The sequence below is a fragment of the Dactylosporangium sp. CS-033363 genome (assembly GCF_050942475.1).
Classification (GTDB): Bacteria; Actinomycetota; Actinomycetes; order Mycobacteriales; family Micromonosporaceae; genus Dactylosporangium.
Genome location: NZ_CP192032.1, coordinates 3,680,740 through 3,693,443 on the forward strand (window position 1 = coordinate 3,680,740; position 12,704 = coordinate 3,693,443).

8 protein-coding genes are annotated in these 12,704 nt (G+C 73.1%); 2 read left to right on the forward strand and 6 right to left on the reverse strand.

Going from position 1 to position 12,704, the window contains the following annotated elements; genetic code table 11:
• Positions 1-19 precede the first annotated feature (19 nt).
• Complete coding sequence (locus ACQPZ4_RS17045; RefSeq protein WP_433061662.1) at positions 20-811, forward strand: YndJ family protein; 792 nt, start codon at positions 20-22, stop codon at positions 809-811.
• Here the strand turns inward: ACQPZ4_RS17045 and fxsT are convergent.
• Genes fxsT through ACQPZ4_RS17060 form a run of 3 tightly spaced genes read right to left on the reverse strand, consistent with a single transcriptional unit; the run spans position 792 to position 7,623 of the window.
• On the reverse strand, positions 792-5,102 hold the full coding sequence (gene fxsT / locus ACQPZ4_RS17050) for an FxSxx-COOH system tetratricopeptide repeat protein (protein WP_433061664.1): 4,311 nt from the start codon (positions 5,100-5,102) through the stop codon (positions 792-794). The two genes, ACQPZ4_RS17045 and fxsT, sit on opposite strands and share 20 nt — an antisense overlap.
• The gene (locus ACQPZ4_RS17055) at positions 5,099-6,142 is read right to left on the reverse strand and encodes an AAA family ATPase (RefSeq protein ID WP_433061667.1); all 1,044 of its coding nucleotides are present in this window, start codon (positions 6,140-6,142) and stop codon (positions 5,099-5,101) included. The genes fxsT and ACQPZ4_RS17055 overlap by 4 nt, the downstream gene beginning before the upstream one ends.
• The gene (locus tag ACQPZ4_RS17060; RefSeq protein ID WP_433061670.1) at positions 6,139-7,623 is read right to left on the reverse strand and encodes a hypothetical protein; all 1,485 of its coding nucleotides are present in this window, start codon (positions 7,621-7,623) and stop codon (positions 6,139-6,141) included. The genes ACQPZ4_RS17055 and ACQPZ4_RS17060 overlap by 4 nt, the downstream gene beginning before the upstream one ends.
• 149 nt (positions 7,624-7,772) lie before the next feature.
• Here ACQPZ4_RS17060 and ACQPZ4_RS17065 point away from each other — a divergent pair, with 149 nt between their 5' ends.
• Positions 7,773-7,979, forward strand: coding sequence for a hypothetical protein (locus ACQPZ4_RS17065; RefSeq protein WP_433061673.1), 207 nt, complete (start codon positions 7,773-7,775; stop codon positions 7,977-7,979).
• 9 nt (positions 7,980-7,988) lie between these two features.
• On the opposite strand, the gene ACQPZ4_RS17070 is transcribed toward ACQPZ4_RS17065, so the two are convergent.
• From ACQPZ4_RS17070 to ACQPZ4_RS17080, 3 genes are read right to left on the reverse strand one after another with little or no spacing between them, the layout of a single operon-like run.
• Positions 7,989-9,176: a lanthionine synthetase LanC family protein gene (locus ACQPZ4_RS17070; RefSeq protein WP_433061676.1), complete on the reverse strand. Its 1,188-nt coding sequence runs from the start codon at positions 9,174-9,176 to the stop codon at positions 7,989-7,991.
• Entirely contained in the window at positions 9,173-10,441 is a 1,269-nt protein-coding gene (locus ACQPZ4_RS17075; protein WP_433061679.1) for a glycosyltransferase, read from the reverse strand. Before ACQPZ4_RS17075 ends, ACQPZ4_RS17070 begins: the two co-directional genes overlap by 4 nt.
• Positions 10,438-12,678: a glycoside hydrolase domain-containing protein gene (locus ACQPZ4_RS17080; RefSeq protein ID WP_433066552.1), complete on the reverse strand. Its 2,241-nt coding sequence runs from the start codon at positions 12,676-12,678 to the stop codon at positions 10,438-10,440. Before ACQPZ4_RS17080 ends, ACQPZ4_RS17075 begins: the two co-directional genes overlap by 4 nt.
• Between the last annotated feature and the right edge of the window lie 26 nt (positions 12,679-12,704).

Sequence of the window (12,704 nt, forward strand, 5' to 3'; positions counted from 1 at the left end):
TTCAAGTCGGAGGGTCGTCATGGGGCTGTCGGAGTGGGCGCGCATGCTCGTCGCCGCGCTGGTGGGGCTGGGCATGCTGGTCGTGGTGCCGCTGGGCCTGGGTCTGATCCCGGGCACGTGGCCGTGGCGGCGGCTGTGGTTCGCCGGGGCCGTCCCGGGTGCCGTCTCGCTGTGGCTGCCGCGCGGGCCGGTGGCGACCGCGCTGGCGGTTCTGTACCTCGCGGTGACGCTGGCCCTGGCCGCCCGCGCCCGGCCCCGCCTCGGCGTCGCCGTGTGCACCGCGCTGGCCACGCCGTCGATCGCGGCGGGGGCGCTGGTGGCGGAGCGGGCCGGGTACGAGCTGATGGGTTTCCGGCTTGATGTCCTTGCCCTGACCGAGGCCCACTTCCACTATGCGGGGTTCGCGGCGGCGCTCGTGGCGGGGCTGGTGCAGGCGCACGACGGCCGCCTGGGCCGGCTCGCCGCCCTGACCGTGCCGGCGGGGGCCGGGCTGGTGCTGGCCGGGTTCTTCGTGGGGGAGTGGCTCGAGCTCGCCGGGGCCGCGGTGCTGACCGCCGGGATGTGGCTGGTCGCCTGGATCACGGTGCGGCTCGAGGTTTCCGACGCGGTGACGCGGGCGCTGATGGTCGTGTCGTCGGCGGTCCTCGCCGCCACGATGCTGCTGGCGCTGGACTGGGCCCTGGGGCACGTGTCGGGGGTGCCGCACCTGCCGCTGTCGTGGATGGTGGCGACCCACGGGCTGGCCAACGCGCTGGGGTTCGGGCTGTGCGCGATCCTCGCCTGGCGGCGCCTCACACCAGCGGCGGCGTGATGTCACAGCCGAGCCGCCGTCCGGTGCTGAGGGCGACCCTGACGGGGTGCGCCTCGCCGAACGGCCCGCGGCTCTGCGCCATGGTGGTCACGCGAAGGTCGGAATCGTCGGCCGACATCGCCAGGTTCGCGGCGGCGGCGAGCGTGTCCGGATGGTCGGGTCCGAGCACCTCCCGCATCGCCGTCCAGGTCTCCCGGTCGAGCCGCTGGGCCCGCGCGCCGTCCCGGCCGTGCGCGAACACGGCGTTGGCCAGGTTGACCCGAGCGGCCAGGGTGTACGGGTGTCTCGCGCCGAGCAGCGCCGTGAACTGCTCGACCGCATCCTGCGCGTTGATCCCGGACGACATGCTCCGGTCGCAGACCGCCGCGTTGCTCAGCGCCACGGCGTGCAGCGGGTGGGTCGGGCGGAACAGTCTTCGGTAGCCGTCCCGCACCCGCATGGCCAGGTCGAGCGCGGCCTCGCCGTCGCCCGCCGCGGACGCTTCGAGGGCCGCGTTCGTGAGGCAGGCAAGGGTGTCCGGGTGCTGCTCCCCATGCACCTCGCGGCACCGGACCAGGGTCGCCCTGGTCAAGTGCCGAGCCTCGTCGAGCCGCCCCAGCTTGCGCAGCGTCGTGGCCGTACCCATGGCCGTGCGCAGCGTCGCCGGGGCTGCATCACCGAGGAGCCGCTGACGAGCCTGCAGCGTGGTATCCAGCAGCTCCATCGCGGTGCCGAAGCGTCCGAGTTCCCTGAGCTCCTCGGCGAGGTGGTCGGCGGACTGCAGCGTGTCGAGGCTCTCCGGCCCGAGCAACTCGTGGCGCCTGGCGTGCGTCACCCGTGCCAGCTCGTAGGCCTGCTCGATATGGCCGGACAAGTGGCGCGACCGTGTCAGGTGGGCGGTGGCCGTCAGCGTACGGCGGTCGTCGTCGCCGAACGTCTGCCGCGCAAGCTCATATGTCTCCTCCGCCAGCTGCAGGGCGTCGAGATATCGGCCGAGGGCTTGCGTGTCGGCCACCACGCCGGCGGTCGCCGCGAATACGTCCGGCCCGCCAGCCCGGTTCAGGGCGTCCTGGTCGACCTCCAGCGCGCGCTCGAAGTCCGCCTCGGCGCGCAGTGCATTGCCGAGGTGCACCTGCATCTCGACGGTCAGCCCGTCCGGGTCGGCGTTCCAGGCCGCGAGCGCCTCCTCGGCCAGGAGCCGGCTCCCGGCGAAGTCGCCGCTGGCCAACCGATAGCGGGTCACGTCCGTCACGAACCGGCGGACCAGCGGGTCGGCGGATCGTTCGGCCTGGGAGGCAAGCACGTGTGGCGCGAGGAGGGCGTAGTCGGGCCAGCCGCCGATCTCGTCGGGGTCGGAGCGCCTCGCGGTGGCCAGCGCATGGTGGGCCCGGCGGCGTTGCTCGGCCTGCTGCTCATCGCTGAGTCCGCCCAGGATGGCGATCCGCATGAGGCGGTGGAGCTGCAGCGTGCCTTCGTGGAAGTCGATGAGCGCGAGCGAGAGGCGGTCGATCGCGGGCAGCGGCTCCGATGACGGCAAGATTCCGAACGGGATCGGCTCCGGCGCGAGCAACGCGCACAGCTCCAGGATCTCCGCGGCCTCCGGATCGTCGTGGTGCAGGCGTGCCAGTGCCAGCCGCCAGGTCGTGGCGACCGTCCGGTCATAACCGGGCGGTGGGTTCTCGGCCAGGATCAACAGCGGCTGGGCGTCGAGCAACTCCAGATATCGGTCGACCGGCATGCCCGTTTCCGACATCCACGCGCCGCCCTGATCGATCGCCAGCGGGAGATCGCCGAGCTGGTCGGCGACGGCCTCGGCGTCCCGCACAGCCATCCCCTGCACCCGACGGGTCAGGAAGGCGATGCTCTCGTCCCGGGCGAACGGGGCGACCTCCGACGCCGGGGCCACTTGCGCCCACGCCCGGACCCTGGTGGTGATCAGGACGTGACCCCCACGATCCGGGACGAAGTCACGGAACCAGGCCGGATCGTCGGCGTCGTCGAAGATGAGCAGCCAGCGGCGCAGCGGCCGGCCCTCGCCCAGCGCCTCGCGGAGCAGGCGGACGCTGTCGTCGACTGTTTCACCCTCGGCGAGGTGGAGCTCGCGGGCCAGCTCGACGAGGGAGGACCGGATCAGGGTCGGCTGCTCCGCGGGGATGAACCAGACGACGTCGTAGAAGGCGGCATACCGGTACGCGTACTCGACCGCGACCTGCGTCTTGCCGATGCCGCCGAGCCCCGTCAGGACCTGCGGCTCGACCCCGTAGGCAGGCGCCGACCACGCGGCGCGCAGCTGGTCGATCAGCTCGCGGCGGCCGGTGAACCCGGGATTGCGCTGCGGGAGGTTCCACACCGCCGGCAGCTCGCCGGGGAAGCGCGGGTCGCGGGGGTCCTCCCAGTCCGGAGCGGGGGATCGGCCGAATGCCTCCATCAGGACTTCGTACGCTCGCCGCGCGCGAAGGCCGGCCAGGTCGACGGGCAGCAACTCGGTGAACGGTGGCCCGTAGCGCATGCTGTCGAGCCGGGCGGTCATCGTCCTGGTGCCGCGCTCATGCAACGCCTCCCACAGCGGTTCCGCTTCCGGCGCGGTGAGGAAGTCGCGCGACAGCAGCAGCATCGTCCGGTCGGCCGGGAAGCGGGGAAGGCCGGCCGACAGTTCGCGCAGGTTCGTGCGCAGGCCGGCGTCGGTCAGCTGGCGGCGGATCCACTCCGCCCACACCTGGTCGTTGGACTCGTGGACGATCAGGACGTCGGTGTGTGGGCCGGCCGGGCGGGGGCGGGCGGGCGTCCAGCCGGTGGCCGCCAGGGAGGACTCGATGCGGTCGGCCATGTCCGCGTACTGACCGCCCAGGCCGCCCAGGACCGTGATTGCGACCTCGGCGAAGCGGCGGCCCTGGCGGCGCTCGCCCAGCTCGCGATCCGGCTCGGCGGAGAGGGCCCAGACGTCGAGTGAGCCGTACGGGTTGGGTACGAACGGCGCGATGTCGCGCAGGGTCTCCAGCACCGAGTAGGCGTCGCGGCGCGACCGGGTGCGCAGCAGCTCCTCGCGAATGCCGGGGCGGAACTCGTACTGCACATCCTCGCCCGGTCCCGCCGCCGGGATCTGGACGAGGAGCCCCGAGAGCAGGATCTCGGCGAGGTGGCCGAGCCCCGATTCGGGGTGCAGCACGTTCTGGATGGCGCGCATGAGCGGGAGCGTCAGCGGCGCGGCGGCCAGCCGTCCGGCCAGGGTGAAGGCGGCCGGGGAGGCGGTCGACTGGAACCGGACCACCTGTTCGCGCGGGGTGGCGGGCGGCGTCGGCTCACCGGCGACCGGCACGGCGGGCAGGCGGCCGACCGGCACGGCCGGCATGGCGATGCCGTTGAGTTCGTTGCCGGCGAGCAGCCGGGCCCAGGCCTCGAGCGGCTCCGCGCGCAGCGGTACGACGGGGATCCACGGGGCGCCGGTGCGCTCCGGGCCGACCGGCGCGATGCGGCCCGGTGTCGTGGAGCGGAGCACGACGGTCGCCGGGGGCAGCGCGGTGCGGTGCCACATCGACTGGGGCAGGACCTGGACGATCGCGACGGGGTTGTGCCGGGCCCAGGCGCCCAGCATGGTCCGGGCCGCCGGCGTGCGCCACAGCGGGCCGACGCCGTCGGTGACGATCAGGATCAGCCGGCGTCCGGCGTGGTCGCCGAGCTCGCGGAAGTGGTGCGCGTTGCCGCCGTCGTCGACGAGGCCGGCCGCGGCACCGTCGCTGTCGAGGCGGTAGGCGCGCACGTCGCGGAACGCGCCGCGGCGCTCGGCGATGCCGCGCAGGACGCGCGCGGTCTGCTGCCACAACCGCATGGTGCTGCCGCCGTCGACGACGATCGCGAGCTCCAGCCAGCGCTCGCGCAGCGGCTGGAACACCGGCGTCATGGTGCCGACGTCGGCCAGGTGCTGCGCGGTGGCGGGCTCGTCCACGGTCAGGCCGGTCCCGGCGACGACTGAGCGGCGCAGCGGGCGCAGGGCTCGGGCGATGCGCTCCCGGTGGGGCAGCGGGCGATCCCGGGCCACGCGGGCGTCGATCGTGCGGCGGCCCAGGCCGCCGGCCTCGCGACCGGGCACGGACGGGACAGGCGAGGCGACGGTCCGCTGCCAGTGTTCGCCGCGGTCCTCGGCCGCCGGCGGCGGGGGTCGTTCGGGCGCCTCCCAGGCCCGCGGGGCGGGTCCTGGAGCCGGCTCGGCAGCGCGGGGGCCGGACCGTCCGGCCGGGGGCGGGCCGCCGCCGAGAGTCGTGGCCAGCCAGATGGCGTCGGCCAGGTCGTACAGATCGGGGCCGTCGGTGCTCACGGCTGCTCGTTCAGCGGCGCCAGCAGCTCCTGGACCACGATCAGCCAGTCGTCGTCGGTGCCGTTGTCGGCCATGGCACCCATGCGCAGGGCGTTGAGCAGCTGGTCGGTGGCGAGGATGTCGTCCGGCCGCTCGATCTTCGCGGCGAAGTCCTCGAACAGGCGGCGGGCCCAGGCCGGCTCCAGAGCGGCGGGTCCGAGGTGGGCGGCGATGATCCGCTCCAGCTTGTCGCGGGGTGGCGCGCCGAGCTGCAACCGGATGCAGCGCCGCAGGAACGCGGGCGGAAACTGTCGCTCGCCGTTGCTGGTGATGATGACGATCGGGAACTCGGCGCACTGGACCACGCCCCGGGACACGTCGGCAACGCCGCCGTCGTTGGTGATCACGCTGACCACGCCGTCGGTCAGGCGCTGCAGCTCGGGGATCGTGAACTCGCCCTCCTCGAAGACCGTGAGCAGGTCGTTGGGCAGGTCGACGTCGCCCTTGTCGAGCTCGTCGACGAGCAGCACGCGGGGACGGTCGCCGGGCAGCAGCGCCGTGCCGAGCGGCCCGAGGGTGAGGTAGCGGCCGACGTGCGCGGAGGGGTCGGACCCGCCGGCCGTACCGTGGCGGCGCTTCTCGGCGAGGCTGGCGTCCTGCAGGCGGCCGATCGCGTCGTACTGGTACAGGCCGTCGTGCAGGGTGCTGCGGCTGTTGATCGGCCAGTACAGCACGTCGCCGAGGCCGAGCTCGTGGGCGATGCTGTAGGCGAGGGTGGACTTGCCGGTGCCGGGACTGCCGGTGACGAGCAGCGGGCGGCGCAGGTGGATGGCGGCGTTGACCATGCGAATCTCCTCGGCCTCCGCGCGGTACGCCATCGCGAGGACGGTCCGGGACTCGTTGCGGGCCCGGCCGCCCCGGCCCGCCGGGATGAGGTCGTCGCGGCCCGCGGGCGGCTCCGGGGCCTTGCCGGAGAAGCGCCGCCACGGCGGTGCGTCCGGCAGTGTCCACGCGTGCGGCCGGCCGTCGCCCAGGTACACCCACCACTGCGGCGCGCTCATCGGTCGTCTCCTTGGATCGAGGGCAGCGTCAGACTGGAGATCGACTCGGGCTGGCGGTGGTAGTCGTCCCACAGCAGGCAGATCGACACCGCCGCGTCGTCGTGCGGCGGCCCGTCGCTGCGCAGCCGCAGCACCTCGCTGGGCAGCCGGTCGAGCCCGGCATCGGTGACCGTGCTCTGCACCAGTTCCACGAGCCATTGGGGGTCGCCGTCGCCGCGCTGCCAGACCGCGACGGGCAGCCCGTCCTTGAGCGCGGTGAGCAGCGGATGGTCGTCGCGCCAGCTCGCGGGCGCGACGTACGGGCCGTCGGCGGCGAGGTAGGCGGCGGAGTGCCGGCGCAGGCCGTGCCGGCCCTGCCGGAACGATCCGGTCACGACAAGTTCCTCGGCCCGGCCGGAGTCGGCGCGGTGCAGCAGATCGCTGCGGCGGCGCCATTCCCCGGCCGCCCACGGGTCGCGCATGCGTTCCAGGGAGCGCACCACGACCGGGCTGCGCGAGCCGATCGGACGGCCGTCGTCCAGCCGCCACCACTCGACGATCTCGCCCAGGAGGTTCCACGGCAGCACGAACTCGAACGTCAGCTGCCCCAGCTCGACCCCGCGCACCAGAGGCCCGATCTCGGAGATCAGCCCCTCGACGGCGCCGCGCAGCTCGGCCGGGCTGTAGCGCTCCGGCGCCTCGCGCTTGAAGGTGATGACCGAGTCGGGGCGGTACAGCCAGGCGGTCAGCCCGTAGCCGGGGCCGTCGGACGGTTCGACCTTCAGGAACACCGACACGGGGCTGGGATCCTGGCGCTGCCGGCCCGCGCGTTCCCGGACGGCCGCCGCCTCCTCCGGCGCGACGCGGGAGTCGGCGGCGAGTTCGTCGACGAGCCGCTGCAGACCGGCGCGGACGCCGGCGGGCTGGGTCACCGCGACGTACTCCACCAGCGCGAGCGCCCGCGGCATGCTGCCCGGCGGCACGTACATCGTGTCGAGCGTGCTCAACAGCGGCAGCAGCTCGTAGGTGGTGGCGACGGTGAGCGGGCCGATGTCGTCCATGGCGTCCCACAGCAGCCGCGCGAACTGGTCCGGGGTCAGGGGAGCGGGCAGCGCCCGGATCAGCCCGGCGATGCGGTTCCAGGCCGGGCCGGGGTGATACCGGTCGTCGAATCCGTCCACCGGGCCGGGATCGGGCTCCACCGCCCCGGCCGCCTGCACCGCATCGACGAGGCCGAGCCAGTACCGCCGGTCGAGCTGCTGCTCGGTCAGCTCCAGGCCGCGCGCCTTCGCATAGCTCCAGCACCCGGCGGCGAAGGCCAGCACGGATCCGCTGCGGGGCGTGGTCGCGCCGCTGAGCAGGTTGCCGATGCCCGAGGTCGAGATCCGCTCGGCGTGCCGGGCCGCGTGGTCCGCGATCATCCGGTAGGTCGGGCCGCCCGCGCCCGCCCGCAGCGCGCCGAGCGCGTCGCGGAGCGCAGCGAGGGGGTCCCGATCCGTCACAACTCGATGTTCTCCCACGGTGCCGAGGTCCAGGCAAGACGAACCGGGCGATTCAGCCTGTCCAATATCCAATTCTGTCCAATTGGTCCATGGCATTCCGCTGTCCAGTGCGGACCGGCGTGGACGGCGGACCCGGCATGGTCGGGGTCATGAGACAGAAGGCGAAGCAAGGCCGGGGCCTGGTGAGCCTCCGCACGACCGTCGTGGTCCTGCTCGGCGTGCTGGCCGGTGCGGCCGCCGGGTGGTGGACCGCCGCCGCCCGGCACTCGGTGCCGGAGAGCCTGCTGGCCGGCGCGGCCGCCTGTGCGGCCACGATCCGGTTCTTTCACTCGATGATCGAGCAGGACCGGCCGTGACGCCGGGTGTCAGGCGACGCGCAGGGCCTGCGGTACCGCGAACCAGTTGTCCGGGCGGTCCACGATCGGGGCGCCCAGGCCTGACTCCAGCACCCGCTCCAGACGCAGCAGGAACGCCGCGATGCCCGCCGCGCCCTGCATCCAGCCCGTGCCCGGGGGCAGCAGCGGCTCCTCGATCCGGTACTCCACGAACCGCCAGTACCGGCCGTCGACGGCCCGCGACACCAGGGCGTCCGCCATCGTCCGGGCGCCCGCCAGGTACTGCTCGTCGGCGAGGGACTGCGCCGCGTCCAGCAGGATGTCGCCCACGCCGGCCGTGCCGCAGCAGCGTCCGTCGTTGTCCCAGAACCCCGGCCGCAGCCGCTCGGGAACGCCCGAAGTGAGCACCGAATGCAAGCACCGCCGCCGCAATTCGACCACCGAATGGCCGCCCACCGACTCGACGCCGGCGTGGGCCAGGGCGGCGAAGACATGTGAGGTGCCGGCCGGGCCGTGGCACCAGTTGTACGTCACCGGCTCCACCTCCCGCTTCGAGCGCGGAATGGTGTGCTCCAGCACGAACCCGCCGTCCGACAGGTCGGCGATCGCCAGCAGATGCGACGCGCCCTGCACCGCGGCGTCGACGGCACCGGACAGGGCCAGCGCCGCCGCCACGCCCGCCGTGCCGTGCGAGAAGTTCGGGCTGCTCGACGGGTGGCCGGGCCTCATCCGCCAGTCGAGGCCGCCCTCGGCCGGCTCGCCCCCGGCCGCCAGCGCGGCGGCCAGCGGCCCGGTCGGGGCGCCGAGCCAGGTCAGGGTCAGCAGCACTCCCGCGGTGCCGGAGATGACGTCGTAGTACTCGGGCGCGGCGGTCAGGCGGGACACGGGCAGCGACTCGGCGCCAGGCGACAGCAGCCGCAACGCCAGCACGTCCCCGGCGAGGCCGTCGAAGAGCGACACGTCCGTGCGCGTCAGGGCCTCGCGGGACAGCCGGGTCGCGATCGCGTCCGCCAGCGCCGATTCCTTCGAAGACCATCGCCGGTACTGCCGGATCTCCGCCAGCACCGGCGCCAGTCCCGCGATCCCGGCGTACAGCGAGTCCCGATCGTCCTTGAGTGAACCCGGCACCGTCTCGGGCAGCCACGGCCCGTCGGCGTCCTGCACCTGGTCCAGCACCCACGCCCAGGCGGACTCGCCGAGCGAGCGGTAGTCGGTCACCGCACGGACGGTACCGTATCCGGAAAAAGCCGATCGAAGACCGCTGTGCGCTCGAAGGCCATCGCGAAGGCCCTTGCCTTGGTCTCCCGCTCGGCGCGCTCGGCCGCGGGCATCTCCAGGATGACCCGGTCCAGGGCCGCGGCCAGGCCGTCGACGTCGAACGGCTCGACGATGACCGCCGTGTCGCCGACCGCCTCGCCGGTGCCGCCGGTGAGGGTGGTGACGACGGGGCCGCCACCGGCGAGCATCTTCTCGGCCAGGGCGATGCCGAAGGTCTCCACGAAGTCGGGCTCCGGGCGGGTCGGCAGGGCGTAGGCCGCACAACCCCGCATGAGCAGCGGCTTCTCGGCGTCGTCGACGTCGGTCAGGAAGATGATCCGGTCGTCGCCGGCGGCCAGGGCGCGGACCTCCTCCAGCGCCGGGCCGTTGCCGGCGACCACGAGCTTCACGTTCGGCCGGCAGCGCATCTTCCGGTACGCGTTGATCAGGTCGTGAATGCCCTTGGCGCGGGCGACCCGGGACAGGAACAGGATGTACCCGTCCCGCTCCAGGCCCCGCCGCTGCAGTTCGAGGTCGACGGCGGCCGGGTCGAGATCGAGGTAGGCCGAGGCGTCGATGGGCGGGTAGCCGATGGTGACCCGGCGGCGGCACTGCTCGGCGAACCGGGTGCCGCAGCGGGCGTCGACCTGCTCGGCCGCGGCCACGATCTCGTCGCGGGTGTACTCCGAGACCGCGACCAGCTCGTCGTTGCCCAGGAACGTGGTGAACAGGGCGACCGCCGCGCCCATCCGGCCCTCGCGCAGGCAGGAGCGGATCACGTTGGTGACGTCGGAGCCGACCGCCTTTGCCACGGTGCGCACGTCCGGGTTGAAGCCGGCCGCGCGGGTGGCCGCGACGGCGTCGGCGACGACGGTGGAGTGCGGCACCAGGTACATCGACAGGCACGTGGTCGGCACCGGCTCCATGAGCAGCTCGGTGAGCCGGCCGGTGAGCCCGGCGAGGAACCGGCCGTCGGGCACGCGGTAGTCGCCGACCGGTTCGGGCCGCTCGACGGTGATCCCGGGGCTGTACGGCAGCAGCCGATCGAGCGGCTTGAGCGGCAGGCCGGCCGCCTGGAGCGCCGGGATCGGCCAGGTCAGCAGCCGCACGTCGTCGAAGCCCCGCTGCAGCGCCACCTCGGCGAGGTTGCGCGCCTCGCCGGAGTGGCCGCAGATGACCGGATCGGCCCGGACCACGATGACGAGGCGGCGGTTGATGTACGTCACCTGGTCTCCTTCGCTGCGAACGCCTGGTCGGAGGCCGACGGCGGCCGGTGCTTGCGGCCCCAGCCGGACGGTTCCGGGCCGAGCCGCACGTGCAGCCGGCCGCCCCGGTGGATCTCGGCGGCGCTGATGTGGGTGGCGTCCAGCGGCTTGCCGTTGAGGCTCACCGACTGCACGTACTGCGGGGGCGCGGCACCGTCGAGCCCGTCCGCGCCGATGGGCGTCGAGCGGTGTCCGCTTGTCTCCACAATGAACTCCCCGCCGTCGACCTGCACGGCAGCTCGCTCGAACGCGGGAGCGTTGATGAGGAACAGGCTCTGCCCGGCGATCGGGAACAGGCCGAGTGAGGCCCAGATGTACCACGAGCTCAGCCCGCCGGAGTCGTCGTTGCCCGGAAGCCCGCCCGGGCCGGTGCCGAACTGCCAGGTCAGCGCCGCGTGCACGATCTCGGCGGTCCGGTCCGGGCGGCCGGCGTAGTGGTACGCCCACGGCGCCTCCATGTCCGGCTCGTTGTTCAGGCCCTCGAAGCGGTTCAGGGCGTACCCGGCGAGCATCTCCGCGGGCTGCGGGCGGCGGCCCGGCTGGGTGACGGGCGGGGCGCCGAAGCCGAAGAACTTGTCGAGGTTCTCGATGAACTCCGCGTCGCCGCCGCCGAGGGCGATCCGGGCGGCCATGTCGTGCAGCAGGCGGAACGAGTAGTTCCACTTGCCGCCCTCGTAGAACTCCGAGTCCCGCAGCAGGCCGGTGACCGGGTCGAACGCGTTGATCCAGTGCCGGCTGCGCCGCTCCAGGTCCTCGGCCAGGTGCACGTCGTTGAGCGCCCGCGCGACCTTGGCCGTGCAGTGGTGCGCGTAGGCGAGGTCGAGGGTGTGGCTGATCGGGTGGACGATGCCGTGCTCGAAGAAGTCCTCGCCGTACATGCGGCGAAGGTCGTCGACCATGTGCACGAGCGCCCAGTTCCAGTCCAGGGGCGCCCGGCCGAGCGCGTGCGCGTCCGCGAGCACGGTGTGCGCGAGGGTGCTCGCCTGGCGGAAGAAGCGGTCGGCGCCGCGGGCCATGCGGTACCCGATGGGGAAGTTGCCCTCCTCCTCGCACACCCGGATGAGCGATTCGAGCAGATCGGATGCGCGGTCGGGCGCGATCGCGGCCAGGAGCGGCAGCTGCGTCTTGTAGATGTCCCACATCGTGCAGACGTCGAACGCGAACGGCCCGGAGTTCGGCCAGAACGGGCTCTCGTCGTCGGCGAAGCACGGCTTGATCAGCGAGTGGTACAGCGCGGTGGCGAAGACCGTGCGGCGGGCCGGCGTGCCACCGTCGACCCACACCCGGCCCAGGTGCTCGCGCCAGCGGTCGCGGGTCGCCTCCCGTACCGTGTCGAAGGCCTCTTCTTCCTCCCCGCACTCCTTGTGCAGGTTGCGCGCGGCCTGCTCGCAGCCGCGCAGCGAGAAGCCCAGCCGGATCTCGACCGTCTGCCCGGCCTTCGTCGGTCCCATGAAGAGCATGCCGAACGGGCGCATGGTGGTGTGCCGGATGCTGTCGAAGTCCAGGCGCGTGCCGCCGTCGATGAGCCGCCGGTCGTACCAGAGCATCTGCCGCCAGCCGGGGCTCTCCACCTCGGCATGGACCGACAGCGGCACACCCTCCATCACGACCGTGCCCTGCACCTTGCCGTGCCCGAGGCTCTCCGCATGAGCCCGCAGCGGTACCGTCCGGCCGAGCTCGATCGCCAGCCCGCCGCACGAGAGATCGATGACGATGCGGGCGGAGCTGCTGGCCGGGAACGTGTAGCGGTGCACGGCGACCTTCTCGCCCACCGTGATCTCGCAGCGCACGCCGGTGTCGAGGGTGGCCGCGTAGTACCCCGGCTCCGCCACCTCGTCGCGCAGCGGCCAGGACTCGCCGAGCGCGTCGAGCTGCTGGACCATCGGCGTGACGCGCACGTAGTTGTAGTACTTGCGGATCGCGCCGGTGCCGGACTGCTGGAAGTGCGTGAAGCCGGACGCCTGCAACCGGTCGAACAGCAGCTCCGGCACGCCCTCCGTGTTTTTCTTGTACCTTCCGTAGCCCGTCGGGTACGCGCCGGAGTACGCGCAGGCGGAGACCATGCCCAGGGGCGAGGTGGCGCCCGGATGGGTGTTGCCGACCTGGGGTTTCGGCCACCACCAGCTGGCGGCCAGACCATGCGCCTTGGGCAGGTCGGTCGCGGCGGTGCCGATGAAAGGATCTACGTCGTCAAAGATGACGGGACCTTACCCTCTGCGCGCCC